At 70.0% G+C, this 25,282-nt stretch carries 21 protein-coding genes; 13 read left to right on the forward strand and 8 right to left on the reverse strand.

The window, feature by feature from the left end; all coding sequences use genetic code 11:
• Window positions 1–55: 55 nt before the first annotated feature.
• A complete protein-coding gene (locus SSPS47_RS28715; RefSeq protein ID WP_164253478.1) occupies window positions 56–1,621 on the forward strand; it encodes an AMP-binding protein in 1,566 nt (521 codons plus the stop codon).
• A gap of 72 nt (window positions 1,622–1,693) precedes the next feature.
• Here the strand turns inward: SSPS47_RS28715 and SSPS47_RS28720 are convergent, their stop codons facing one another.
• The 3 genes from SSPS47_RS28720 to SSPS47_RS28730 form a co-directional block, all read right to left on the reverse strand.
• Window positions 1,694–3,211, reverse strand: a complete 1,518-nt coding sequence (locus SSPS47_RS28720) for an FAD-binding oxidoreductase (RefSeq protein WP_164253479.1) — start codon at window positions 3,209–3,211, stop codon at window positions 1,694–1,696.
• Between the two features lie 261 nt (window positions 3,212–3,472).
• Window positions 3,473–3,775, reverse strand: coding sequence for a hypothetical protein (locus tag SSPS47_RS28725; RefSeq protein ID WP_164253480.1), 303 nt, complete (start codon window positions 3,773–3,775; stop codon window positions 3,473–3,475).
• A gap of 89 nt (window positions 3,776–3,864) precedes the next feature.
• Entirely contained in the window at window positions 3,865–5,007 is a 1,143-nt protein-coding gene (locus SSPS47_RS28730) for an AfsR/SARP family transcriptional regulator (protein ID WP_239065098.1), read from the reverse strand.
• A 150-nt stretch (window positions 5,008–5,157) separates the two neighbouring features.
• Here SSPS47_RS28730 and SSPS47_RS28735 point away from each other — a divergent pair, with 150 nt between their 5' ends.
• A complete protein-coding gene (locus tag SSPS47_RS28735) occupies window positions 5,158–6,267 on the forward strand; it encodes a type III polyketide synthase (protein WP_147874953.1) in 1,110 nt (369 codons plus the stop codon).
• 29 nt (window positions 6,268–6,296) lie between these two features.
• On the forward strand, window positions 6,297–7,262 hold the full coding sequence (locus SSPS47_RS28740) for a methyltransferase (protein ID WP_203557949.1): 966 nt from the start codon (window positions 6,297–6,299) through the stop codon (window positions 7,260–7,262).
• 26 nt (window positions 7,263–7,288) lie between these two features.
• Here the strand turns inward: SSPS47_RS28740 and wrbA are convergent, their stop codons facing one another.
• From wrbA to SSPS47_RS28755, 3 genes are all read right to left on the reverse strand, one after another.
• Window positions 7,289–7,900, reverse strand: a complete 612-nt coding sequence (wrbA, locus tag SSPS47_RS28745) for an NAD(P)H:quinone oxidoreductase (protein WP_147874951.1) — start codon at window positions 7,898–7,900, stop codon at window positions 7,289–7,291.
• 114 nt (window positions 7,901–8,014) lie between these two features.
• Window positions 8,015–9,157, reverse strand: coding sequence for a DegT/DnrJ/EryC1/StrS aminotransferase family protein (locus SSPS47_RS28750; RefSeq protein WP_164253482.1), 1,143 nt, complete (start codon window positions 9,155–9,157; stop codon window positions 8,015–8,017).
• A gap of 5 nt (window positions 9,158–9,162) precedes the next feature.
• Complete coding sequence (locus SSPS47_RS28755) at window positions 9,163–9,720, reverse strand: cupin domain-containing protein (protein WP_164253483.1); 558 nt, start codon at window positions 9,718–9,720, stop codon at window positions 9,163–9,165.
• Window positions 9,721–10,862: 1,142 nt separating this feature from the next.
• Here SSPS47_RS28755 and SSPS47_RS28760 point away from each other — a divergent pair.
• The 10 genes from SSPS47_RS28760 (at window position 10,863) to SSPS47_RS28805 (ending at window position 22,425) form a co-directional block, all read left to right on the forward strand.
• Window positions 10,863–11,768, forward strand: coding sequence for an aromatic prenyltransferase (locus SSPS47_RS28760; RefSeq protein ID WP_164253484.1), 906 nt, complete (start codon window positions 10,863–10,865; stop codon window positions 11,766–11,768).
• 186 nt (window positions 11,769–11,954) lie between these two features.
• Window positions 11,955–13,181 carry an FAD-dependent monooxygenase gene (locus SSPS47_RS28765; protein ID WP_164253485.1) on the forward strand — a complete coding sequence of 409 codons (1,227 nt, stop codon included), beginning with the start codon at window positions 11,955–11,957 and terminating at the stop codon, window positions 13,179–13,181.
• Between the two features lie 176 nt (window positions 13,182–13,357).
• Entirely contained in the window at window positions 13,358–14,008 is a 651-nt protein-coding gene (phzG, locus tag SSPS47_RS28770; RefSeq protein ID WP_164253486.1) for a phenazine biosynthesis FMN-dependent oxidase PhzG, read from the forward strand.
• A 19-nt stretch (window positions 14,009–14,027) separates the two neighbouring features.
• A complete protein-coding gene (locus SSPS47_RS28775) occupies window positions 14,028–14,534 on the forward strand; it encodes a PhzA/PhzB family protein (protein ID WP_164253487.1) in 507 nt (168 codons plus the stop codon).
• Between the two features lie 131 nt (window positions 14,535–14,665).
• The gene (sigJ, locus tag SSPS47_RS28780) at window positions 14,666–15,646 is read left to right on the forward strand and encodes an RNA polymerase sigma factor SigJ (RefSeq protein ID WP_147874943.1); all 981 of its coding nucleotides are present in this window, start codon (window positions 14,666–14,668) and stop codon (window positions 15,644–15,646) included.
• Between the two features lie 16 nt (window positions 15,647–15,662).
• A complete protein-coding gene (locus SSPS47_RS28785; RefSeq protein ID WP_164253488.1) occupies window positions 15,663–17,777 on the forward strand; it encodes an MMPL family transporter in 2,115 nt (704 codons plus the stop codon).
• A 253-nt stretch (window positions 17,778–18,030) separates the two neighbouring features.
• A complete protein-coding gene (locus tag SSPS47_RS28790) occupies window positions 18,031–18,492 on the forward strand; it encodes a PhzA/PhzB family protein (protein WP_164253489.1) in 462 nt (153 codons plus the stop codon).
• Window positions 18,493–18,537: 45 nt separating this feature from the next.
• The gene (locus tag SSPS47_RS28795; protein ID WP_164253490.1) at window positions 18,538–19,710 is read left to right on the forward strand and encodes a 3-deoxy-7-phosphoheptulonate synthase; all 1,173 of its coding nucleotides are present in this window, start codon (window positions 18,538–18,540) and stop codon (window positions 19,708–19,710) included.
• Between the two features lie 115 nt (window positions 19,711–19,825).
• On the forward strand, window positions 19,826–20,449 hold the full coding sequence (locus SSPS47_RS28800; RefSeq protein ID WP_164253491.1) for an isochorismatase family protein: 624 nt from the start codon (window positions 19,826–19,828) through the stop codon (window positions 20,447–20,449).
• A complete protein-coding gene (locus SSPS47_RS28805; RefSeq protein WP_164253492.1) occupies window positions 20,446–22,425 on the forward strand; it encodes an anthranilate synthase family protein in 1,980 nt (659 codons plus the stop codon). Before SSPS47_RS28800 ends, SSPS47_RS28805 begins: the two co-directional genes overlap by 4 nt.
• A gap of 77 nt (window positions 22,426–22,502) precedes the next feature.
• Here SSPS47_RS28805 and SSPS47_RS28810 read toward each other — a convergent pair whose 3' ends face one another.
• The gene (locus tag SSPS47_RS28810) at window positions 22,503–23,420 is read right to left on the reverse strand and encodes an aromatic prenyltransferase (RefSeq protein WP_164253493.1); all 918 of its coding nucleotides are present in this window, start codon (window positions 23,418–23,420) and stop codon (window positions 22,503–22,505) included.
• Between the two features lie 165 nt (window positions 23,421–23,585).
• Window positions 23,586–25,235 carry a prenyltransferase/squalene oxidase repeat-containing protein gene (locus tag SSPS47_RS28815; RefSeq protein WP_164253494.1) on the reverse strand — a complete coding sequence of 550 codons (1,650 nt, stop codon included), beginning with the start codon at window positions 25,233–25,235 and terminating at the stop codon, window positions 23,586–23,588.
• Between the last annotated feature and the right edge of the window lie 47 nt (window positions 25,236–25,282).

The following is a 25,282-nucleotide window of genomic DNA, read 5'->3' on the forward strand; positions in this document are numbered from 1 at the left end:
TGTGGACAGGGCGTATCGCTTGCCGGGAATTGAAGCTGGTCTGGATGGGGGCCTCATGAGCCATGATTCGATCCACAAACGCGGCCTGTACCTGGGAGTCGTACCGGAAAGGGCGGCGGCGGCCGGGGGTGGTACGACGCCGCTCACCCTCGATCACGACCTCGACGCCCTGCCGGAGGTGGGACGGCGTCTGACGGTCTCCGAACTCGCCGGTCATGTATCGGACCTGGCGGGCCGGATCCGGGCGGCCGGAGTGCTGCCCGGAGAGCGCGTCGTCATCCACAAGGGGGCCAACTTCGACATCTGGCTGCTGGCCACCGCGGTGGCGCGTGCCGGTGCGATTCCGGTGATGCTGTCGCACGCGCTGGACGGCGCGACCATCGCGGCCCTGCTGGGGCGGCTCGACCAGCCGCACCTGCTGACCGACGGGGCCAAGCTCAAGTCCCTGGCCGAGGTGCCGCTGGCCGGGCTCACCAAGGGCCTGATCAGTGTGGACGGCTCCGGGCCGGGCGTGACCTCCCTCGCCGGCCTCGCGGGATCCCCGTCGGTGCGGCCGGTGCTCCAGGGGCTGGACGAGCCGGCGCTGATCACACACACCTCCGGCACCACCGGGCTCCCCAAGCTGGTGGTGCACACGCCGCGTACGATGCGCTCCCGGCTCCGGCCGCAGCTGTTCCTGCTGGCGCTGATGCGCAGGCGCGAGACCGTCGCGATCCATATCGCCTTCGGGCATTCGCGGATGTTCGCGGCGATGTCCCTGTGCCTCTTCCGGTCGATGCCCGTGCTCCTGGTGAACGAGGGCGCTCCCGACGACGTCGCCGACTTCTTCGCCGAGCACCGGCCGGGGCTGATCGAGGCGCTGCCCAACTCGTTCCTGGCGTGGGAGAGCCTGGCCGACGACCCGCGCAAGCCGTTCGCGTCGGTCAAGTACTTCAGCAGTACGTTCGACGCGCTCCACCCCAGAACGGTCCGCCGGCTGCTGGGGTCCTCCGAGCGCCGGACACCGCAGTTCTTCCAGATATACGGCCAGAGCGAGGTCGGCCCGGCGGTCGGCCGGCCGTACTTCCGCAGGTCCATGCGCCGGATGGACGGGCGCTGCGTGGGCTATCCGCTGCCGGGCAGCGCGCGGGTGAGGCTGGTGAGCCAGAACGGCAAACGGCCCTCGGCGCGGAACCCCGGCTTCATCGAGGCCCGTTGGGACGGGATAGCGAAGACGTACTTCGGCGAGCAGGAGCGCTACGACGCCAACGTGCACGAGGGCTGGTGGCGCACCGGAGACGTCGGTTACCGCACCGGGTTCGGCTGCCTGCACATGCTCGACCGGGAGGTGGACGCGATCCCCGGTGTGGGCAGCAGCCTTGAGATAGAGGACCTCGTGCTGGACAGGCTGGAAGAGCTGATCGAACTCGTCGTGGTGCCGGGCCCGAGGTCCGAGGCGATCCCGGTCGTCTGCACCGACCGGGACAGGCCGCTCGACCTGGACCGCTGGCGCGCGGCCGTCGCCGAATACCCGCAGCTGGCCGATCCGGTCCAGATCCCGCTCGCCGAACTGCCGCGCACCGCAACGCTGAAGACCCGCCGGGTCGAGCTGTCCCGCCGCCTCCACGAACAGCTCCGGTGACGGAGACGCTCCACACACGAAAGGGCCCGGTCCCGGCATCAGATGCCGGGACCGGGCCCTTTCGTGTGCGGATCAGCGGATGCTCTGCGCGAACCGGAAGATGTTGTGCGGGTCGTAGCTCCTCTTGACCCGCTTCAGCCGCGGATAGTTCTCGGCGTAGTAGGAGCGCTGCCAGTCCGGCAGGCGGGAGTCGTAGAAGTTCTGGTACGTCTCACCGTTCGAATAGGGATCGAGCACGGCGAAACCGGCGTCGACGAATCGTCCGGCCGACTCCTTGGCCTCGTCCGGGACGGGCGCGACGGAGTTCGAGGTGAGGAAGCTCGCCGAGAAGAGACTGTCGCGATGTACGTACGCGGTGGAGGTTCGCGACACGGAGTTGACCGCCCCGCCGATGGCGACGACCTGCAACTGGCGCATCTGCCCGGCCTGCCGCTCCGTGCCGAGGACCGAGAGCGCCCTCGCCCATCCCTCCCGCGGCATCGCCCCCTCACCGAACAGGCGGCTGCGCCACAACCCGAACGCCGGCCGGGTGAGTTGACCGCCGGGGGAGGTGTCGGCGCGGTGGCACTGCTGCACCGTGAGGCCGCCGCACTGATAGAGGTCCATCAGGATGTCCTGGTAGGGCGCCGTGTGCGACTGCCGGAACGACGGCGCGTGGCCGATCAGGGAGACGAGCCGGTCGATCTCGCCCTCGAATCCGCCGCCGGTGTCCACGGAGCCCAGGAAGATGGTCGCCATCGGCGCCTTGCCGGGCGCGGCGTCCTCCAGGGTGACCAGGACCCCGCTGCCGACCGTGCGCGGCGCGTCGACCAGCCAGCGCGCCCAGCCGTCGAGCATGTCCAGCGCCTGGTCGAATCTCCAGGAGAGATTGCAGGCGGCGAGATCGGTGAGGGGCGTCGGGGCGACCTCGTACGAGGTCACGACACCGAAGTTGCCGCCACCGCCGCCGCGGACGGCCCAGTAGAGGTCGCTGTTGCGACGCGGTGAGGCGGTCACGACGCTGCCGTCGGCGAGGACGACCTCGGCCGACGTCACCTTGTCCGACGCCATGCCGATGCTCCGGGTGAACAGGCCCATGCCGCCACCCGCGAAGTAGCCGCCGGCCGCGACCGTCGGACAGTAGCCGCCGGAGATCGTCAGCCCCGCCGGCGCGAGCGTGTTCGTGATGTCGACGAGCTGCGCCCCGGGGCCGATCGTCGCCGTGTCGCGGCCGAGGGTGGTCGAGTTGATCCGGGACACGTCGATGACGAGCCCCTCCGACGTGGAGTATCCGCCCGCGCTGTGACCGCCGCTGCGCACGGCGATGGGCAGGGCGTGGTCCTGGGCGAAGCGCAGACACAGCGCCACGTCGGCGGCTGAGGCGCAGTAGGCGATGGCCCGGGGACGGCTGTGGTCGAACTGGATCAGATAGAGCTGCTTGGCTCTCCGGTAGTCCGGGTCCGACGGCAGCACCAGCCGTCCGCCGAGGTGGCGCCGCAACTGGCCCCACTTGCCGCCCGACGCGGTCCGCGCGGCGGAGGAGCCCTGGAACGCCGTGACCGCCAGCGCGGTCGCACCCGCGCCGACGAGGAAAGATCTTCTACTGGTCATGCGCTGCCTCTTTCGTCGAGGTGAGATCGCGGACCGGCGAAATCCACGGCTCATGGGTTCGTCCGGCGGAGCCCGCGGTGGTCGTCGTGGTCCGTGGCCGCTTCGGGCCCGTCTCCTCCGAAGGCCGCTCGCGGCGCAGGCTCGAACCTCAGGCTCGGCGAGAGGACTTGGGGGAGGCTGGTCCCCCCCGTTGGCGCCGGCTTGGCGGCGCCAACGGGGGCGGAACGGGGGCGGAACGGGGGCGGAACGGGGGCGGAACGGTCAGAACAGCCTGTACGAGCCGACGGGCGTCAGCCGCTCCACGACCAGCGGCTCCGAGATCCACTCGCTCTTCAGCGTGGCCATGACCTCCTTGAAGGCGGGCACGGCGAGCAGGGGGGTGTTGTCGTCGTTCTCGAACTCGACGACGAACACGTACGTCTCGCCGTCATCGAGCTTGGTCCAGGCGTAACGGACGCCCTCGGGCTGGGCGGCCGCGATGGCCGCGAACATCTTCTCGCCCGCCTCCTCCAACTCCGCGATCTTCGCGGGCTTGATCTTGGCGCGGAAGGTGTGAACGCTCATGTCGGGTCTCCTGTTTCGTATCTCGCTGACCTGTGACCTGTGGCCTGTGATTCCGTGAACTCGGTGCGGCCGGCGGCCGGGCCGGCGCCTCAGTCCAGGCTCGGAGCCTGGTGGAGAATCTCCCTCTCAAGATGCTGAAGCGCGGGGCTGGAATCGATTCCCAACTCCTCGGCCATCCGCTTCTGATGGGACCGCAGCACCGCCAGTGCGTCGGCCTGCCGTCCGGTCCGGTACAGCGCCACGCTCAACAGCTCACAGCCGTACTCGCGCAGCGGATGGGCCTGGGTGAAGGCCGCCAGCTCGGACACCGCTATCTCGTGCGCCCCGACCGCTATCAGCGTCGCGCAGCGCCCCTCGACCACCCACAGCCGCAACTCCTCCAGCCGCACGACTTCCGGCGCCACATGAGTGGCATCGGCCACCTCCGCGTACGCCTGACCACGCCACAGTGCCAACCCCGCCTCGAATTCGCGCAGAGCCCGTTGCGGGTCGCGCTGGTCGAGCGCCTGCCACCCGGCCTTCGCGCGTTCACCGAAGCGGTGGACGTCCACCTCCACGGCGCGGTTGTCGAGCAGATAGGCACGGCCGCGCGTGCGCAGCACCGTCGCGGGCTTCCGTGGCGCCCGATCCGGTTCCAGCACCCTTCTTAAATTGGCCACGTACGCGTGCAGCGAGGTGATCGCCGACGGTGGTGGCCGCCCCTCCCACAACTCCTCCAGCAGCAGGTCGACCGAGACCGGCTGACCCACCTGACTCACCAACAGCGCGAGCACCGCGCGCTGCTTCGGTGCTCCCAGATCGATCCGGCGGCCCCCGACAACCGCCTCCACCGGGCCGAGCACCCGGAACTCCACCTCGGCCGGCGGCCGGTCCGGTGACCGGTCCAGCGACGTGAGGGCAGGCGCCTCGGCCCTCCGGAGAGGGGCCGGGGCCGTACGGCGTGGGAACGCGACGGTGTTGGTGCCGCCGCGCTGCGCGGCGCTCCCGGTGGTCTCGAAGCCGGCGTCGGGCAGCGGGAATTCGAGGTTGAGTTCCAGGACCTTCGCCACGTACCGCTTGAGCGTCGCGTTCGCTCTCTGCAGATCCCGTACCTCGCGCTCCAGTTCGGCGATGCACCGGGCCTCGCCGATACCGCCTCCCGGCCGTTGCCTGAGAAGGACCTGCGTCCGCCGGGTGTCGGCGATCCTGAGGCCGGTGACACCCCTGTCGGTGTTCATCTCCTCGTTCATCATCTCTGAACTCCTGTGCATTTCGATCCTTAATTCGAGGGTGGGCGAGGGCCAAGTCGACACCAAGTCGGTGGCAAGCGAGCTGCGCGACATTGGGATGTACACGCTGTGGGACAGCGGAACTTTCTTAACCTCAGAGAGGCGGAAGTCGGCATGCCAACCCTATGCAAGCCGTCGGTGCATGTTCCGGAATACACGATCACGGCGGAAGAGACGATGGAATTCGCCGCGAAGGTACATGCGGGAAAGCCGCAGCTGCCGCTCGCGCTTCGATTGATAAAGAACACCGGAGTGCGCAAGCGTCATATCGTGCAGCCCATCGAAAAGACGCTCAGGCACCCGGGCTTCGAGGAGCGCAACCGCATCTACGAGCTGGAATCGAAGAAGCGGTGCCCGCCGGTCATAGAGGAGGCCCTGGCGAACGCGGACCTCGGGGCGCAGGACATCGACGCCATCATCTACGTGTCGTGCACCGGGTTCCTCATGCCCTCCCTCACCGCGTGGCTGATCAACACCATGGGGTTCAGGTACGACACGCGCCAGTTGCCGATCGCACAGCTCGGCTGCGCCGCCGGAGGGGCGGCGATCAACCGCGCCCACGACTTCTGCGCCGCCCACCCGGAGAGCAACGTCCTGATCGTCTCCTGCGAGCTGTGCTCGCTGTGCTACCAGCCCACCGACGACGACATCAGCGCGCTGCTGTCCGACGGCCTGTTCGGTGACGCGGTCGGCGCCGCCGTCGTACGGGGCAACGGCGGCACGGGCGTCAGTCTGGAGCGCAACGCCGCCTATCTCATTCCGAACACCGAGGACTGGATCTCGTACGCCGTGCGCGACACCGGCTTCCACTTCCAGCTCGACCGCCGGGTACCCGGAACGATGGAACCGCTCGCGCCGGTGCTGCGCGATTTCGCCGGGAGCCACGGCTGGGACGTCGGCAACCTCGACTTCTACATCATCCACGCCGGCGGTCCGCGGATCCTGGACGATCTGGCCAAGTTCCTCAATGTCGACCGCAAGGTGTTCCGTCACAGCTGGTCCACCCTGGCCGATTACGGAAACATTGCCAGCGCTGTCGTTCTTGAAGCGCTGCGCAGGCAATTCGAGGAGGACACGATACTGCCGTCGGCCGCCACGGGGATGATCGCCGGCTTCGGTCCCGGCATTACCGCCGAGATGGCACTGGGCCGTTGGACCGTGGAAACGCAAGGAAATCCGGCCGACGCGTCGGCGCCGTATGTGTATTCGGGGGGGACAATATGAACAGCGGTCGACCGACATCGGATCGGATCATGCGGCTCATCACCGGTTACTGGGCCACCGGTGTCCTCGGGACGGCGGCGAACCACTCCGTGTTCACCCACCTCGAGAACGGCGCGACCTCCGCGGGCCAGCTCTCCGAGCTCGCCGGGATCTCCCACCGCGGCGCGCAGACACTCCTCGACGGACTGGTCGGTATCGGTCTCGTCGAACTGGACGCCGGCCGGTACAGCAACACCGCCGAGGCGTCCGCCTTCCTGGTGGACGGGCTGCCCGCCTCGCTGACCGGCTTCGCCAAAGTCAAGATGGGACACATGGCCTCACTGGCGGACCTGCCCGACGTCGTACGGGCCGGGGGACCCCTGACGGACGCGGTGGTCGAGGTGGCCGACAACCCGCACTGGGAGAATCTGGTCCAGGCCCTCGCCGCGCAGTCTGCCCCCGTGGCGGCGATCGCCGCGGACACGCTGCGGCTGGCGGAGGCAGGGGAGGTCTCCATCCTCGACATCGGCGGCGGATCGGGCATCTACTCGGCCATCTGGCTCGCGCTCAACCCCGCCGCCCGCTCGACCCAGCTCGACTGGGCGCCGATCAACACGATCGCCCGTCGGCTGCTCGCCGAGCGGGGCGTGGCCGATCGCGTCAGCTACATCGACGGCGACTTCCACACCACCGACTTCGGCACCTCGGCCCACGACATCGTGACGTACTCCAACATCGCCCACCAGGAAGGACCGGAGGGCAACGTGGAGGTCTTCGCCAGGGTACGGAGCGCTCTGCGGCCGGGCGGCACACTGGTCATCTCCGACTACGTCGTGGACGACGACCGTTCCGGCCCCGCCTTCGCGCTGACCTTCGCGGGGGAGATGCTGCTCAAGAGCAGGCACGGGGGCACCTGGCGGCGGGAGGACTACCGGACCTGGCTCGGCAAGGCCGGCTTCGACGAGGTGTCCTTCCAGCGCACACCGTCGCCGACCACGTTGGTCTTCGCCCGTTAGCGGGTGTCTCGCGGCGCCCCCGCGGGTCAGAGGGTGCGGTGGCCGGCCTTGAGGGCCGCCGCCACGACGACGGCGCGCCGGGCCTGGTAGTGGGCGGAGTTCAGGACCGCTTCGCCGGGCGGGCCGTCGGCCGCCCAGTGGGAGGTGCCGTACGGATTGCCGACCCCGTTCCCGGCGGGGTCGGTGTAACCGGGGGGCACGATGACGCCGCCCCAGTGGTAGAACACGTTCCCCAGCGCCAGGATGGTCGACTCGTGTCCGCCGTGCGCGGAGCCGGTGGAGGTGAAGACCGAGTACACCTTGTCGGCGAGCCTGTTCTGCCGCCACAGACCGCCGGTGGTGTCGATGAACGCCTTGAGCTGCATGGACGGATTGCCGAAGCGGGTGGGGGTGCCGAACACCACCGCGTCGGCCCACTCCAGGTCCTCCAGGGCGGCCTCGGCGACATCGGCGGTGTCCTGTATGTGCTTGGCCCAGGCGGGTTTGGCGGCGATCGCCGCCCGCGGCGCCAGTTCGGGGACCTTGCGCAGCCGTACCTGCGCGCCGGCCTTCTCCGCGCCCTCCGCCGCGGCGCGCGCCATGCCGTGGACGGCGCCCGTCGCGCTGTAGTAGATGATCGCGGCGTTGACGGCTTCCATGAGGAGTCTCCCTCTCTCTGTGTGTATCGGTCGGGTGGCGCGGGCGACCGCGCCACCCGTGCCGGACGGGCCGAGTGCGCGGCCCGTCCGGCACCGAGGGCGTGGCCGTGAGCCTCAGGCGGCGCGGCCGTGCGCGCTGGACCGCAGTGCGGTCCGCAGCACTTCCACGACCCGTTCGACCTGGCCCATGGTGAGTTCGGCGTGCATCGGGACGGCGAGATTGCGCCGGAAGAGGTCCGCCGAGACGGGGCACGTCTGCTTGCTCCGGTACACCGGCTGCAGATGGGTCGCCCACGTGCCGTGCCCCGAGCCGATGCCCTGGGCGCGCAGCGCGGTGGCGACCTCGTCACGGTCCACGGCCCGGTCCAGCGTCACCATGTAGGACTGCCAGGCGTGGGTACGGTCCGCCGGCACGTGAGGCACCGCCAGGAGTTCCTCGTCCGCGAGCAGTTCCGCGTAGCGCGCCGCGACGGCGCTTCGGCGCTCCAGCAGTTCCCCGACCCGCTCCAGCTGCACCTGGAGGATCGCGGCGGCGATGTCGGACAGTTTGTAGTTGTAGCCGATGTCGGTGAACACCGGGATCGGCAGACCGACCGTCCGGGCCTGGTCGAAGATGCTTCCGATCCCGAAGGACGACCGCAGCCTCGCGTCCGCCGCCAGCGCGGGGTCGGCGGTGATCAGGGCCCCGCCCTCACCGCTGGTCGCTCCCTTGCGTCCGTGGAAGGACAGACAGGCCACCGGTGCCAGCGCACCCGCCTCCCGCCCCTGGTACGTCGCGCCCACCGCGCACGCGGCGTCCTCGACGACGAACAGTCCGTGGCGGTCCGCGATCGACGTCAGCTCCGCGTAGTCGGCGGGCAGGCCGACCGTGTCCACCGCGATCACACCCACGGTCCGGGGGCCGATCAGGTCGGCCACCGATTGCGGGTCCACGGTGCCGGTGTCGGCGCGTACGTCCGCGAAGACCGGGACCGCGTCGACGTACTTCACCGCGTGGGCGGGAGCCGGGAAGGTGTAGTCGGCGACGATCACCTCGTCGCCGGGCCCGACACCGAGCGCGAGCATGGCCAGGTGGAGCGCGGCGCCGCAGTTGCTCAGCGCGACCGCGTCACCGACCCCGTACCGCTCGGCCAGTTGGGCCTCCAGGGCCTTGCCTCTCGGTCCCTGGCCGGCGGGCCAGCCCGAGGAGAACACCTCGGCGACGGCCGCCAGTTCCTTCTCTCCCAGACTGGAGTGGACGAGGGGGATACGGTCCATCGTGGTCACCTCCCGTGTGCCGTCGTCGACCGGGCGTCCGGGAGCGTGGGCGGCTCGTAGCGCAGCGGTGTGATCTGGCGGACGTCGTAGCGCTCGCGCATCGCCTCCACGGCGCCGGCGTCCACGGAGTCGCCGGCCGAGAAGATCTCCACGATCTCCTCGAAGTACCTTTCGTGGTCGGGCGAGGGGTAGCTCTGGAACAGCATGCGTGCCGGTCCGTCGGTGGCGTTCCTGAACGCGTGCGGGCAACCGGACGGTACGAACATGCAGGCCCCGGCGCCCGCGCGGACGACCTGGTCACCGTCGGCGGACTTCCAGTCGTGCCAGTCGTCCCCGGTGCGTTCGGCCGGCTCGAAGGCCAGCAGCTCCAACTCCCCTTCCAGGACGTAGAAGAACTCCTGGGAGCGGGTGTGCGTGTGAGCCCCCACGTCGAAGCCGGGCGGTACGACCACCTCGAAGCACGATATGGAGGAGCCGTCCTCGGCGGTGACCTTGAAGGTGACCTCCTGTGCTCTGGTGATCAGCTTTCGCCCCTGACCGGGGGGAACTATCAGGCCGCTCATGTGACTCGCTTCCTCGTCGTCTGGCGATGGGGGACATCGAGTGTCGATGGCTCGCGCGAGGTCACCGCGACGGAGTCGGCGGTGACCGGGAGGCGCGGGTGGGCAGCGAGGGCTGCCGACGCTGCTGAAGGAGCGTCAAGAAAAAAGGCCCCGCCCGCGGAGAGGGGCTGGGCCGGATGCCGGCGGTGGTTTCGGGCCACCGCAGCACGAAGTCGCCCTGTGGAGGGTCCGGTTGACCGGAGAGGGGCGGACCCGGGGCGATAAGAATATTTATAGGTCCTTCGCTGCGGACCGTCAAGGGCCCGTGAACCGCGGCACCGCCCTCAGCCCCGTCCGGGGGCCGGAAAGCACGGGATCCGCCGCCGGACCCGGCGGCGGATCCAGCGGCGGCTCCGGTCGAGCGATCCGGGAGAGGGCCCCGTCAGGGTGACAAGGAGTCACCCTTGCCCTGATCCAGATGATCCAGGGTGGCCGTGACGTCGTCGGGATGGTAGTAGCAACGGCCGGCGTCGGTGTAGCGGCGCCATCGGTACTGGTGTGCGTATCGGTACACCGAGCCTTTGGAGACCCGCAGTAGGCCGACGATGTCATCCGCTGTCAGGCCCGCTGTCGCGGGCTCCCGATTCATATTCCTTCGCCCGGGTATTGAGGTGTGCTCAAAATTCCCCCTTCGCGCGTGGATCCACCCACAACCCCCCGGATGCGAAACGCTGGTGGACCCGCCTGAGGGAGAGGTTCACCGAGACGGGCGGCACCCGTCAAGGGTCCCGGCGAGGGGGTGAACCGGCCCGTCCAACCCCCTTCTCCACAACCGGAACAAAAGCACGTTCGCATGGATCAAGGTCCCTCACTCTGCCGCTGTCGCCGGTTTCGCGGCAACGACGAGTTCAACGAGCAGGACGGGTTCGGAGGGGGGCGCGGGTCCGGTGGGGCGACGGGGTCAATCGGAGGGACTTGGCGTGGACCGGTGAGCGAGTTGGTTTCCGCTTGGTGTCGAGCCGGGCCCGAGCCGCCCCCGAGCCGACACCGACCCGCGCGTCGGCGCCAAGCCGACACCAAGCGGGGGACACGACGATCTCGCCATATGCCCGAGCCGGCCCTGGGGGCACAAGCCGGTGGTCCGCATTCCCTTGGAGGCTTGAATGCCCGTAGCCACTCAATTGGAAGACCTGTACGCGGCGATCGAGGAAACGGCTCAGCTGGCGCGCGTGGCCTGCTCGCGAGAGAAGGTCTGGCCTGTCCTGGACGCATTCGGGGACGGGCTCGCGGACGCCCACGTCGTATTCAGCCTGGCGACCGGCGAACGGTACGCGGAAGAGCTCGCGTTCGATTTCACCGTGCCCCCGGATGCGGGCGATCCGTATGCCGTCGCCGTGTCGAACGGACTCGTCGAGAAGACGGACCATCCGGTCGGCACCCTGTTCCCGGAGATCCAGAGGCGCTGCCCCGTCGACAGCTTCGGTGTCGACTACGGAATCGTCGGCGGCTTCAAGAAGGCCTATGTGTCCTTCCCCCTCGGCGAACCGCAGCGACTGTCGACGCTCGCCGGTATCCCCTCCATGCCGCGAGGCCTGGCGGAGCACGCCGACTCCTTCGCCGCCTACGGCCTGGACGGCAAGGTGTCGGCCGTCGCGATCGACTACGCCCACAGAACGTGGAACGTGTACTTCAGCGGGCTCTCCGCCCAACAGCTCGAACCGGAGGCCGTCCTGTCGATGCTCCGCGCGAACGGACTGCCGGAGCCGAGCGGGCGGATGATGGATTTCATACGGACCACTTTCGCCATGTACCCCACCTTCGGCTGGGACTCCTCGAAGGCCGAGCGGCTGTCGTTCTCCGCGAGAAGTACGGACCCGGCGGCGCTTCCCGCCCGGTACGAGCCGCTGATCGGTGAATTCGCGGCCAACGTGCCGTACACGTACACCGGCGAGCGCGTAGTCGTCTATGCCGGCGCCCTGTCGGCGGGCGAGGAGTGCTACAAGATCGCGGCCTACCACCAGAAGACGGCGCAACTGTCCGACCGGGTGCGCCCCCCGACCCCGAAGTGACGCACGGCCGCACCTCGACAAGCACGCGACACACCTCGACCAGCAGGCGACACACCTCGACGAACAGGCACCACACCGAGACGGACCACATGAGCAGAAGGGGCAGAACAGCATGACCGGAGTCCATGAACTCGCGCGCCGCCGGGCGGAAGGCCCCGGGACCGGGGAAGCGGAGGAGGAGAAGCGATGACACCCGTGCTCATAGCAGGCGGCGGGATCGGCGGCCTCACGGCCGCGCTGAGCCTGCACACCGCCGGCATCGACGCGGTCGTGGTGGAGAGCGCCCGCAACATCGAGCCGCTCGGCGTCGGGATGAACCTCCTCAGCCACGGGGTCCGCGAGCTGACCGAGCTCGGCCTCGGTGACGACCTCGCCGCCCTCGGTGTGGCCACGGCCGAGCACGTCTACTGCGACAGCTCCGGCGACCAGCTCTTCGCCGAGCCCCGCGGCATCGACCAGGGCTACCTCTGGCCGCAGTACTCCATCCACCGCGGCGAGTTGCACCTGCTGCTCCTCGACTGGGTCCGTGAACGGCTCGGCCCCGACGCCGTGCGCACCGGCACGCGGCTGCTGGACTTCACCGAGAGCCCCGGCGCCGTCCATGTCCGGGTGGAGGACCGCGGGACCGGCGCCGTCGAGACGATCGACGCCACCGCGCTGATCGGAGCGGACGGGCTGCGCTCGGCCGTCCGCGCCCAACTCCACCCGGACGAGGGGCCGCCGGCCTGGTCGGGCCACCGGATGTGGCGTGGCGTCACGAAGGTGGACAGGCCGTTTTTGACCGGCACCTCCATGGCGATCGTCCGTGACGGCGACGCGTCGCTGGTGGCGTACCCGATCGGCCGGGACCGGATCAACTGGGTCTGTCTGGTACGCGTCGCCGAGCCGGGCCCCCTCCCCGATGGCGACACCGTGAACGCGGTCGACGACCACCGCACGGCCAGGCTGAAGGATGTCCTGCCCCACTACGAGAGCTGGTCGATGGGGTGGCTCGACGTGCCCGACCTGCTGGAGCGGAGCGACCACATCCTGGAGTACCCCATGGTCGACCGCGACCCGCTCCCCGCCTGGGGGCGCGGCCGCGTGACGCTGCTCGGCGACGCCGCCCACCCGATGTATCCCGCCGGGGCCAACGGCGCGTCGCAGGCCATAGTCGACGCGCGCGTCCTCGCCCACGAACTGGCGCGGGCGGACGGCGACACCCCGGCGGGGCTCGCCGCGTACGAGGGCGCCCGCCTGGCGGCGACCGCGGCCGTCGTCGAGGCGGGCCGTGCGATGGAGCGCGCCGGCACGGCCATTCCGTGGAACCGCGGCAGCCTCGCCCGCATGGCCGAGATGTACCGGCAGATGGCCGCCGACGAGATCGCCGCACTCAACGGCCGTCCCTCCCTGACACCGCCCGGCCGGCCGTAGGGCCGCGCGACGCCCGCGGGGCACCGGGGGCGCGCCCGCGAACCATGTCCCCGCCGACCCGTCACGGAGCCGGCGAGATCTCCTCGGCCGGGGCCGGGGCCGGAGGCGGCGGCGTGCGCGTCGCCCCGGGAACGAACGACGTGTAACAGCGCAACGACGTATCGGAGGTACCACGGGTGAGCCAGATCAGCAGTGCGAGCCGGAGCGAATCCCTCACCGGGTCGCTGGACTTCGTCTTCAAGGAGTACGACGACGCGCCGGCGGACCCGATCCCGGTGCTGCGTGACTGGCTGGCGTACGCGCAGGAGCGCGACGTCAGGGAGCCGAGGGCGATGGCCCTCGCCACCGCGAACGCCGCGGGCCGGGCATCGACCCGGATCGTCGTGCTCAACCGCGTGACGGACGACGGCTTCGTCTTCGAGACGCACGCCACCAGCCGGAAAGGGCGCGACATCGCGGAGACCGGATGGGTCTCCGGGGTGCTCTACTGGCGGGAGACCAGTCAGCAGATCACCGTCAGCGGGCCCGTCCGGCAGCTGTCCGACACCGAGTCCGACGCGCTCTGGCACGCGCGTCCCCCGGCCGCCCACCCGATGACCACCCTGTCGCGCCAGAGCGAGCCGCTCGGGGACGCGGCGGCCATGCTGGCCGAGGCCGGACGGCTCCACGACGAGCCGGGACCGCTGCCGCGTCCCGAGCGCTACCGCGGTTACCAAGTGGCCGCGGCCCGGATCGAGTTCTGGTACGCGCGGCACGACCGGCTGCACCAGCGGCTGAGTTACGAGCGAACCGCGGACGGCTGGTCGGCGACCCGGCTGCAGCCCTGAGCCCTCACCAGGAGACGCCATGACCTCGGCACGGTCCGTCCAACCCGGCACCGCCGCACCGGTGTTCACCGGCCAGCACGACTTACGGGCCCGCAACCGGCGGGCGGTGGAGCGGTACATGGAGACCGGTGTGGAGGCCCGGTCGCGCAGACACACCCTCTATACGGAGGACGGCACCGCCTCTCTCTTCAACACCGACATCGGCCGGCCCATCGTCGTCAGGGGCAGGGAGAGGCTGGAGCGGCACGGCGTCCTCTCACTGGAGGTGCTGCCCGACTGGCGGTGGATCGACGTGCGTATCTACGAGACGCAGGATCCGGCCGTCATCTGGGTCGAGTGCGACGGCGAGGGGACGATCCGCTTCCCCGGTTATCCCGAGGGGCGCTATCGCAACCACTTCATCCACGGCTTCACGCTGAGTGACGGGATGATCGCCGCCAGCCGCGAGTACACCAATCCCATCGAGCACATGCGTGCCCTCAGCATCGAGACACCGCACATCAAGCGTGACTGGATCCCGTCCTGACCTGCCCTTTGGCCCACCGGTCCGGTCGCGGCGGTCAAGCTTGTGACGTGGATCACATTTTTGGAATGGATGTCACACTCCGGCCGCCCGGACAGCTCTCAGGTCCGAACGCAACCGCGACGGGAGGCTTCATGACGCATCACCCCCCGCCAGGCTCACAGCCGGCCGTCTCCGACGACGGCCCCGGGCCGGCGGCTTCGGATCCGGTGGCGAACGCCGCGACACAGGTGTTCAACGAGCACCGCGAGCTGCTGTTCTCCCTCGTCTACAACATGCTCGGCGGCATCGCCGACACCGAGGACGTCCTGCAGGAGACCTGGCTGTCCTGGACGAACAGGAACCGGGCACCCGACGCGGAGCCGATCGACAGCCCGCGTGCCTACCTGGTGCGCATCGCGGTGAACCGGGCCCTCGCCCACCAGGCCGCGATCAGCCGCCGCCGTGAGACCTACACCGGCCCATGGCTGCCCGAACCGCTGGTCAGCTCCCTGCCCGACACTCCCGTCGCGGACGACGCCGCCGATGTGGCGCTGCGCGCCGAGTCGGTGTCGATGGCGCTGATGGTGATCCTGCAGACCCTCACCCCGCTGGAGCGCGGGGTGTTCGTCCTGCACGAGGTGTTCGGCTACGCCCACACCGAGATCGCGGAGATGCTCGGCCGCAACCCCGCCGCGGTCCGCCAGCTCGCCCACCGCGCCCGCGAGCACGTCCACGCCCGCCGCCCCCGCTACAAGCCCGCGCCGCATGTCCGGCAGCAGGTGACCGAACGCTTCCTGGCCGCCGCGCTCGGCGGCGACCTGGACGCACTCCTGGAGATCCTCGCGCCGGACGTGGTCATGTGGAGCGACGGCGGAGGCAAGGCCCAGGGTGCGGTCGGCCTCCGGCCGATCCGCGGCCGCGACTCCGTCGCCCGCCTGCTCGCCGTCGTCGCCCCCAGCTCCGGCAAGGCCCTCAGCATCGCCTTCCGCAGCGTCAACGGCGACCCGGCCGTCCTGCTGCTCGCCGGCGACGCCCCCTACGCCGTCGTCGTCGTGGATCTCACGCCGGAGGGCGACCAGGTGTGCGGCATCTACGCCATCGCCAATCCCGACAAACTCTCTTACGTCGACTGACAACCGAGGAACTCACATGTTGCGAAAACTGGCGTCCCTACCCAGTGGCAGGAGGGCGAAATGGGTTGTCCTCGCCCTCTGGGTCGTCTTGCTGATTCCCGCCGTCCTGCTGGCCGGGAAGCTCGGCGACGTGCAGGAGAACGACAACTCGGCCTGGCTGCCGGGTGACGCGGAGTCGACCGCCGTCGTCGAGCGGGCCGAGAAGTTCCAGCCCACCGACACCGTGCTGGCGCTCGTCATCTACGACCGGCAGGACGGCGTCACCGCCGCCGACATGGCCAAGGCCCAGGCCGACGTCGAAGCCTTCCAGGGCGTCGAGAAGGTGGTCGGCGAGCCCCAGGGTCCCTTGAAGTCCGAGGACGGCAAGGCCATCCAGACCGTCGTCCAGGTCCAGAAGGACAAGAGCGGCTGGGACGGGATCAACAAGGTCGTCAAAGACATGACCGACGTCGGCAAGGCGGACGCGGACGGGCTCGGGTTCCATGTCACCGGACCCGCCGGCTACGCCTCCGACTCGATCGACGCCTTCGGCGGCGGAGGTGGTCTGACAGCGATCACCGCGGCGGTCGTGGTCGTGATCCTGCTGCTCACCTACCGCAGCCCGATCCTGCCCCTGCTCCCCCTGCTGACCGCCGGCGGCGCCCTGATGACCTCGGAGGCGGTGATCTATCTACTGGCCAAGCACGCCGGACTCGTCGTCAACACGCAGACCAGCTTCATCCTGACCGTGCTGGTGTTCGGCGCCGCCACCGACTACGCGCTGCTGCTCACCTCCCGGTACCGGGAGGAACTGCGCAGGCACGAGGACCGGCACGAGGCGATGGCGGTGGCCCTGCACCGCTCCGGTCCCGCGATCGTCGCCAGCGCCGCGACCGTCGCGGTCAGCCTGATGCTGCTGATGCTGGCCACTCTCAACTCCACCCAGGGGCTCGGACCGGCCAGCGCCGTCGGCATCCTTGTCGGACTGCTCGCCATGGTCACCCTGATGCCGGCGCTGCTGGTCATCTGCGACCGGTGGGTCTTCTGGCCGGTGAAGCCGGTGTACGGATCCGCCGCGGCGACCAAGGAGGGCATCTGGACACGGGTCGGCAACGCCGTCTCCGGCCGGCCCCGCGTCGTGTGGATCGGCACCGCCCTCGCCCTCGGCGTCATGGCGATCGGGGCGTTCGGGCTCAAGTCCGACGGGCTCTCCAACAAGGACCAGTTCACGAACAAGCCGCAGATGGTGGTCGGCGAGGAGATCAAGAACAAGCACTTCCCCGCCGGAGCGGGCGACCCCGTCTATGTCGTGGCCAAGGCGTCGTCGGCCGGGCAGGTGAGCACCGCCCTGGCCGCCGTCCCAGGGGTCGCCGGCGTCTCGGAGCCGGTGGTCAAGGGCGACGAGGCAATGATTCTCGGGGAGCTGGAGGACTCTCCCACCAGCACGAGCGCCATGAATACCGTCGAGCGGGCCAGAAGCGCGGTCCACGACGTCGACGGCGCGGACGCCCAGGTCGGCGGCAACACGGCGATCATGCTCGACACCCGGGAAGCGGCCGCCCACGACTCCAAGCTGATCATCCCGATCGTGCTGGTCGTGGTGTTCCTGATCCTCGCGCTGCTGCTGCGGGCGATCGTCGCACCGCTGCTGCTCATGGCGACGGTGGTGCTGTCGTTCGCGGCCGCCATCGGGGTGAGCAACCTGGTGTTCGAGCACGTGTTCAACTTCGCCGGGACGGACGCCAACTTCCCGCTGCTGACCTTCGTGTTCCTGGTCGCACTCGGCATCGACTACAACATCTTCCTGGTCACCCGGGTACGCGAGGTGGCACTGGAGCAGGGCACCCGGCGCGGCGCGCTGATCGGTCTGTCCACCACCGGGGGTGTGATCACCTCGGCGGGTCTGGTGCTGGCCGGCACCTTCGCGGCGATGGCCTCGCTGCCGCTGGTGTTCGCGGCCGAACTCGGTTTCGCGGTGGCGTTCGGCGTACTGCTGGACACCATGATCGTCCGCTCGGTGCTGGTCACCGCGCTGACGCTGGACGCGGACCGCTGGATGTGGTGGCCCAGCGCGCTGTTCAGGCGTCAGGACGTCCCCCCGCCGCTGGACGAGGACAAGCGCGACCTCGAACCCGCCGTCGGGGGCAGGTGACCGACCCGGCTTACTGACGGTGGCCCCCACGCACGCGATCAGCCGTGCGTGGGGGGCCACCGTCCGTGTGTGGCCCGCCGGCCGTGGCGGACCGTACGGGTCCGGCTCCTCGCCAAGAGCTTCACAAGTCCACTGACACAGGGTGGAACGCAGCCGGGCCGGCCTCATGGGCCGGTCACCCGCACCGCTTTCCGACAAGCGGTTCGGCACGGCATCGGTCCCACCCCTCCAGCAGTGGAAAGTGAGGCGGCTCATGTCCGACGACACACAGGTACGCGAGCACAACCGCGCGGTCGTCGCGCGGTACATGAACACCCGTGGCCAGGATCGCCTCGAGCGTCACCAGCTGTTCACGGAGGACGGCACCGGCGGTCTGTGGACCACCGAGACCGGCGAACCCATCGTCATCAGTGGCCGGGACACCCTCGGCGAGCACGCCGTCTGGTCGCTGAAGTGCTTCCCGGACTGGAAGTGGATCAACGTCGAGATCTTCGACACGCAGGACCCCGACCGGTTCTGGGTGGAGTGCGACGGCGAGGGCCAGATCCTGTTCCCGGGCTATCCGGACGGTCACTACCGCAACCACTTCCTGCACTCGTTCCTGTTCGAGAACGGCAAGATCAAGCAGCAGCGCGAATTCATGAACCCCTGCCAGCAGTTCCGGGCGCTGGGCATCGAGGTCCCGGCGGTCCGCCGGGAGGGCATCCCGACCTGATGCCCGCCGTCCGACCGTAGATCCTCGACCACGCAGGGGGAGAACGTGCGTACCGAAGTCCAGGACATCCTCGCTTCACCAGCTCTCCAGCAGCCCCGGTGGGAGGACGCCGGCCCGGTACGACGGGTACGGGAGACCCTCGCCGCCTCTCCGCCCCTGGTCACCGCCGACGGCGCGGCACGGCTGCGGCGCCTGCTGGCCGACGTGGCCACGGGCGGGGCGCATCTCCTCCAGGCCGGCGACTGCGCCGAGGACCCGGCGGAGTCGACGCCGTACCACGTCCGGCGCAAGACCGCCCTGCTGGACGTGCTCGCCGACACCGTGGCCGCGGTCACCGGGGCACCGGTCCTCCGGGTCGGACGGCTGGCCGGCCAGTTCGCCAAACCCCGCTCCAAACCGGTGGAGGAGGTGGGCGGCATCACCCTCCCCGTCTTCCGCGGTCACATGGTCAACCGGCCGGAGCCGGACCCCGAACACCGGCGACCGGACCCGCGGGGCATCCTCCGCTGCTACCGGGCCGCCCAGGATGTGGTGCGGGAGCTGGCCGCCGTCAACGCCGGCCGCCCGGACGCCGAACACGTGTGGACGAGCCACGAGGCGCTGCTCTTCGACTTCGAGGCACCGATGCTCAGGCCCGTCGACGACGGCGGGCTGTACCTCGGCTCGGCGCACCTGCCGTGGATCGGTGAGCGGACGCGCCGGCCGGACGGCGTCCATGTCCGCATGCTCGCCGGCATCGTCAACCCGGTCGCCTGCAAGGTCGGTCCGGGCACCACGACCGAGGACATCACGGCGCTCGCCGCCCGGCTCGATCCGCTGCGGCTGCCCGGCCGGCTCGTCCTGATCGCACGCATGGGCACCGGATTCGTGTCGAGCCGACTGCCCCCGCTGGTGGCGGCCGTACGGGCGGGCGGACACCCCGCGGTCTGGCTCTGCGACCCCATGCACGGCAACACCATCACCAGTCCCGGCGGATACAAGACCCGGCTGCTGGACGCGATGACCGCCGAGGTGCACGGCTTCGGTGACGCCATGGCGGCGGCCGACGGCGTCAACGGCGGCCTGCACCTGGAAGTGACCCCGGACGACGTCACCGAGTGCGCCGCCGATGTCTCGGGGCTCGGCACGGTGGGCGAGAGGCACACCAGCTTCTGCGACCCCCGGCTCAATCCGGGCCAGGCACTGCACCTCGTCTCGGCGTGGACCAAGACGCTCTGAGCGACACCGCCGTGGTGCCGGACGCCCCGAAGTGCCCGCACGGCGCCGCCCGTTCCCCTCCGCATCCCGTTCCCCCCACCGCCTTTGAAGCCCCCTGCTCGAAAGGAGCCGACCGGTGCTTGGCATACCTGTCATCGCCCCGTACGTCCTGCCGACGGCGGACAGCCTGCCGGCCAACGTGGCCGGCTGGAAACCGGACCCCGAGCGCGCGGCGCTGGTGGTCCACGACATGCAGCGCTTCTTCCTCCGCCCGGTGCCCGAGCCACTGCGCTCCCAACTCATCGACAACGCCGTGCTGTTACGCAAACGGTCCGCCGAACTCGGCGTCCCGGTCGCCTACTCGGCGCAGCCCGGCGGGATGACACAGCAGGAGCGCGGACTGCTCCGGGACTTCTGGGGCCCGGGCATGCTCACCGCCGCCGGGGACCGGGAGGTCGTGCCGGAACTCGCCCCCGCCGACGGCGACTGGCTGCTGGTCAAGCGGCGTTACAGTGCCTTCTTCCGGTCCGACCTGCTGGAGAGGATGCGGGCCGCGAACCGGGACCAGCTCGTGCTGTGCGGCGTCTATGCCCACATCGGCGTACTGGCCACCGCGATCGACGCGTACAGCCACGACATCCAGGTGTTCCTGGCCGCCGACGCCGTCGCCGACTTCTGCGCCGAACGGCACCGTACCGCCCTGGAGTTCGTGGCCCAGCGGTGCGGCATGGTCGTCCCGAGCGCGGAGGTGTTCGGATGAACGCCCGTCACGGCGAGCGGCGGGTCCCGGACCCCGGCACCACCGGCGTACCGGCCGGGCGGGGCGAACCCGGTCTGCTCGACCGGGTGCTGGCCGGACCCACACCGCCCGACTTCGCTCTGCTGCACCGGCCGGAGACGGGCACCCCGGGCACGGTCGACCTCCTGCTGGGCGACGTCACGCACCCCGCCTCGCTGGACCGGCTGCCGCTGCCGGATCCCATGCGCCCGCCGGCCGCCACGACACACGGCGCGCTGGTTCTGGTGCCCTACCGGCAGCTCGCCGAACGGGGTTTCGCCGCCCCGGACGACGGGGCGCCCCTCATCGCCCTCACCGTCACGGAGCAGGCCGTCCTGCCGTTGGCGCAGACCCTGACCCGGCTGCCCGGCACCCCGGTCGCCCTCTCCGGGCAGCGCTTCGACCTGTCCGACGACGAGTACGCCGAGGTGGTGAGGCGCGTCGTGGCCGAGGAGATCGGCACCGGCGAGGGCGCCAACTTCGTCATCAAGCGCACGCTCCTGGCCGACCTCGGCGGCGATTCGGCGCACACCGCGCTGGCCGTCTTCCGGCGGCTCGTCGCGCTGGAGCCCAGCGCCTACTGGACGTTCGTCATCCATGTGAACGGCCGGACGTTCGTCGGGGCCACCCCGGAGCGCCACATCTCGGTGCGTGAGGGCCACGCCGTGATGAACCCCATCAGCGGCACCTACCGCTACCCGCCCGGCGGATCGACCCTGGACGGCCTCACCGCGTTCCTCGGTGACCGCAAGGAGACCGACGAGCTGTACATGGTGCTCGACGAGGAGCTGAAGACGATGTCCCGGATCTGCGAGGACGGCGGCCGGCTCACCGGCCCCGCCCTCAAGGAGATGGCGCGGCTCGCCCACACCGAGTACTTCATCGAGGGACGTACCCGCCGGGACGTACGGGAGATCCTGCGCGAGACCCTGTTCGCGCCGACCGTCATGGGCGGTCCGGTGGAGAGCGCGGCCCGGGTCATCGCCCGCCACGAGCCCGGGGGGCGCGGCTACTACAGCGGAGTCGCCGCGCTGATCAGCGACGAGCCGTCGGGCGGGCGTTCGATGGACTCGGCCATACTGATCCGCACCGCCGACATCGCTCGAGACGGTCGTCTGTCACTCGCCGTCGGAGCGACCTTGGTGCGCCATTCGTCGCCGGCGGCGGAAGCGGCGGAGACCCGGGCCAAGGCGGCCGGGCTGCTCGACGCCCTGGGCGCGGGTCCCGGTTCGGATCCGCTCGCGGGGCCGGCCCCCGTCGTCGCCCGCCGCTTCGCGGATCATCCGGTGGTACGGGACGCCCTGCGCGCCCGTAACACCGGCATCGCCGACTTCTGGCTGGCGTCCACGGCCTCCCGGCCGCTGAGCGTGCCCGAGCTGGAGGGGCTGAAGATCCTGGTGGTCGACGCCGAGGACGCGTTCACCGCCATGATGGTGCAGCAGCTGGAAGCACTCGGGCCCACCGCGGAGGTGCTGCGCTACGACCAGCCGTACGCCCTCGACGGGTACGACCTCGTCATCATGGGGCCCGGCCCGGGTGACCCCCTCGCCGTCGACGATCCGAAGATCGCGGCGCTGGACGCGGCCGTGGAGAGGCTGCTGGCCGACCGTATCCCCTTCCTGGCGGTCTGCCTGAGCCACCAGGTGCTCAGCCGCAGGCTCGGCTTCGACCTGTCGCGGCGGGCCGAGCCCAACCAGGGCGTGCAGCGCTCCATCGACCTCTTCGGCCGGCCCGAACGGGTCGGCTACTACAACACCTTCGCCGCCGTCAGCCGCACCGGCCACCGCGATGTGCCGGGGGTGGGACCGGTACGGGTCAGCGGGGACCCGGACACCGGAGAGGTGGACATGCTCCGCGGTCCGCACTTCGCCTCCTTCCAGTTCCACGCCGAGTCGGTGCTGACCGTCGACGGGCCCCGGCTGTTCGCCGACGCGCTGCGGGGCGTGCTCGACAGCTGAGGCACAGGACGCAGGGGACGCGCACCCTCGCTCCCGCGAGTGGTGCGCGTCCCCTGCGTCCTGTGCCCGGCGCCGCTCTAGTCCTCCAGAGCGTCGAACGCCTTCACCAACTTCCGCTGGTGATCGCTGATCTGGTAGTACGAGCCGAGCTTGATGTATTCCTTGGTGGGCGAAACAGCGAGACCGTAAATGAGCGTACGACTCTCTCCGGCGTACGCGTACGGCGCGTTGTTCGCGTACTTCGAGAACAGGGCGACATCCGATTCGACCCGGGTGGGTGCCAGCGTCGGATCCGTGCTTATCACGGCGAAGCAGATCCGCTCGATCCTCGACGAATCCCAGCTGAGGGTCGGATAGACCGCGAACGACTTCTTCACGAATTCCAGCCCCTCCTCGCTCGGCTCCCGCAGCCCCATCTCGCGGAGCATCGACCGGACCGTCTCCGGTTCGAGGGAGTCCGCGGGAATGTCACCGCAGTACAGATTCACCTGTTTGCGCTGGTAGTCGATCGAAATTCCCTGCACCTTGTCCAGACCGTACCGGGCGAAGAGTTCGGCGTTCTCCGCGACGGCCGGCGGCATGGACGGTACGGCGACGAGCTTCGACAGATCCAGCAAGTCGTTGATGGGGAAGGCCGCGTAGGTCTTCTTGAAGCCGCCGGAGACCTCGCCGTCGACGCCGTACATGGCGACGGGGCACCGCTCCCCGGTGTCCGAGAGCAAGGAGGCGATGGGATGGTCCGTCTCCGTCGGGATGCCCGTCGACGGACCGAAGGCGTACGGATCGACGTCCCCCGAAGGGATCGTGAAGCTGAAGTCGAGCTCCGCGGAGTGGTCGCCGCCGGACATCGAGAAGACGATCACCGAATCGGCGAGTGCCTCCTTGTACGCGGTCAGGATCGGCAGGATCTTCTCTCGTGCGCAGGTCAGGTCTAGCAGCCCAGCGGCTCTCTCCATGGCCGAGTAGACGCGTTCGACGTCAGCGGCTCCGGACATTGAATCCCCCACATGTCGGTCTTGGATGTCTGGTTCGATCGGGCCGGTCGGCCGCCGGTGCACGAGGAACATCGCCGTGGCGGTCCCGGCGCTCGACGTTTCCCAGTCTGGCTCCGCACCTTGGCCCCCACTGTGGCGCGAGTTGGCGCCTACTTGGCGGCGCGCTCAAGCCACCCCCTGGAGCCGGGCCGCCGCGCCCTGGACCCGGGAACGGACGTGGCCGAAGGCCAGGAGCACGGGAATGTCGGTGAGGACGGGCAGATGGTAGGAGAACGGACGGGGGCCGACCATGTCGGGCGGGCCGCCGTAGCCGCCGTCCGCCTGCTGCCGTGCCAGCAGCCAGGACAGGGCGCGCCCGACGGGGCGGGCCTCGGCCCCGTAGCACAGCGTGATCAGCCCGTAGGCCGTGCTGATGTCGTCGCTGGGATCACCGGGCTGCATGCCCCAGCCGCCGTCGTTGTTCTGCGTTTCGTACACCGAGCGCTCGATCCGCTCGGCCACACCGGCCGTACGGCGGTCGCGCGGGTCCGCGGTGCACGCGGCGAGACGCGCGCGGAACATCGTGTGCAGGCGGCTGCGGCTCCACCCCGGCTCGAAACCGCCGTCGGGCAACTGGCTGTCGGCGAGGAACGCCAGGGCGCGCTCCCGCGCGGGTGCGGTGGAGGGATGCGGGGCGAGCGCGTTGACGGCCGCGGCCGTCATGCACGGCTCGGAGGTGGCGCCGGCGACGTACGTCGGGAAGCCGCCGTCGGCGCCCTGGACGGCCAGCAGCGCGTCCACGCCGCGCCGCACGGTGCCGCCGAAGGCGACCGGATCGATCTCCTGGAGGAGTTCCAGGATGCACGAGGTGCAGTCGACATCGTTCTGCGCCACATCGGGGCCGATGGACCAGCCGCCGCTGAGCGTGGCACCACGGGAGAGGGAACGGCACAGGGAGCGCCGCGAGTCGTCGACCTGATGGGAGGCGAGCATCTTCGCCATGGCCATGGGCACGTCCGGTCCGGCTCCGGCCGCGGTCAGCGCTATCGCGGCCGTCGACGTGCACCAGTTCCGCATCTCCAGCACGAACGGGAAGCCGCCGTCCGCGCGCTGGTGCCGCAGCAGTGTCTCCAGGCCGACGCGCACCGTCGTCTCCTGCCCCGGAACGCCGGCGAGCGCGTGCAGCGACAGCAGGTCCAGCAGGACGTACCCCTCCCAGACCTTCGCCGCCGGCCGGATGCTGCTCAGCGTGCGCAGCGCGGCGTCGCCGGCCCCGTTGCTGACCCCCGTGGCGGAGGCGAGGATCAGCGTCACCGAAGCCTGCTGGACGGCCGCCCAGGAGTGGATGGGGTCGGTGGGCGCCCTCTCGTCGGCCGCCGGTACGACGCCGGGCGGCAGCGGGCACCCGAGCACCGACAGCACGGCGTACAGCATCCGGCGACGGCGGGCGGAGATGAACTCCGGTGCGGCGCCGAGCAGGGCGTCGGTCAGCTTGTCGATCAGGTCGGCGTCACCGGCGGACGCCCGGTCGGCGGCCCGCGCGACGGCGAGCGTGGCGAGGACGCGGTCGAACTCCTGCGGAGTGTCGAGGTGCGCCTTGAGGAAGGCGAGCGCGCTGTCCCGAGCCGGTGAGTTCACACCGGTACGTGTCATCAGCGTCAGCGCGAGCGCCGTCTCCAGTACCCGGCTCCGGCATTCCTCGCGTATCGCGCCGCCGGAATCGACCCTGCCGCTGACATGTGCGATCAGTCCGGATGTGGCCTGGCGGACGTGATCCGGGTCAACTTCCGCGGGCCACGGAATCGGGGCCGAACGCGGTGCATTCGGTGATCTCATGCCATGCTCCTGTCTGGATGCCTGGGCTCGGTGATGAGTCGCGTGCC

The organism is Streptomyces sp. S4.7, assembly GCF_010384365.1.
In the GTDB taxonomy this organism is placed as follows: domain Bacteria; phylum Actinomycetota; class Actinomycetes; order Streptomycetales; family Streptomycetaceae; genus Streptomyces.

Coding starts and splice junctions, on each gene's coding strand:
- SSPS47_RS28715 (WP_164253478.1), top strand. CDS start 56: ATGAGCCATGATTCGATCCACAAACGCGGCCTGTACCTGGGAGTCGTA.
- SSPS47_RS28720 (WP_164253479.1), bottom strand. CDS start 3,211: ATGACCAGTAGAAGATCTTTCCTCGTCGGCGCGGGTGCGACCGCGCTG.
- SSPS47_RS28725 (WP_164253480.1), bottom strand. CDS start 3,775: ATGAGCGTTCACACCTTCCGCGCCAAGATCAAGCCCGCGAAGATCGCG.
- SSPS47_RS28730 (WP_239065098.1), bottom strand. CDS start 5,007: ATGATGAACGAGGAGATGAACACCGACAGGGGTGTCACCGGCCTCAGG.
- SSPS47_RS28735 (WP_147874953.1), top strand. CDS start 5,158: ATGCCAACCCTATGCAAGCCGTCGGTGCATGTTCCGGAATACACGATC.
- SSPS47_RS28740 (WP_203557949.1), top strand. CDS start 6,297: ATGCGGCTCATCACCGGTTACTGGGCCACCGGTGTCCTCGGGACGGCG.
- wrbA (WP_147874951.1), bottom strand. CDS start 7,900: ATGGAAGCCGTCAACGCCGCGATCATCTACTACAGCGCGACGGGCGCC.
- SSPS47_RS28750 (WP_164253482.1), bottom strand. CDS start 9,157: ATGGACCGTATCCCCCTCGTCCACTCCAGTCTGGGAGAGAAGGAACTG.
- SSPS47_RS28755 (WP_164253483.1), bottom strand. CDS start 9,720: ATGAGCGGCCTGATAGTTCCCCCCGGTCAGGGGCGAAAGCTGATCACC.
- SSPS47_RS28760 (WP_164253484.1), top strand. CDS start 10,863: ATGCCCGTAGCCACTCAATTGGAAGACCTGTACGCGGCGATCGAGGAA.
- SSPS47_RS28765 (WP_164253485.1), top strand. CDS start 11,955: ATGACACCCGTGCTCATAGCAGGCGGCGGGATCGGCGGCCTCACGGCC.
- SSPS47_RS28775 (WP_164253487.1), top strand. CDS start 14,028: ATGACCTCGGCACGGTCCGTCCAACCCGGCACCGCCGCACCGGTGTTC.
- sigJ (WP_147874943.1), top strand. CDS start 14,666: ATGACGCATCACCCCCCGCCAGGCTCACAGCCGGCCGTCTCCGACGAC.
- SSPS47_RS28785 (WP_164253488.1), top strand. CDS start 15,663: ATGTTGCGAAAACTGGCGTCCCTACCCAGTGGCAGGAGGGCGAAATGG.
- SSPS47_RS28790 (WP_164253489.1), top strand. CDS start 18,031: ATGTCCGACGACACACAGGTACGCGAGCACAACCGCGCGGTCGTCGCG.
- SSPS47_RS28805 (WP_164253492.1), top strand. CDS start 20,446: ATGAACGCCCGTCACGGCGAGCGGCGGGTCCCGGACCCCGGCACCACC.
- SSPS47_RS28810 (WP_164253493.1), bottom strand. CDS start 23,420: ATGTCCGGAGCCGCTGACGTCGAACGCGTCTACTCGGCCATGGAGAGA.
- SSPS47_RS28815 (WP_164253494.1), bottom strand. CDS start 25,235: ATGAGATCACCGAATGCACCGCGTTCGGCCCCGATTCCGTGGCCCGCG.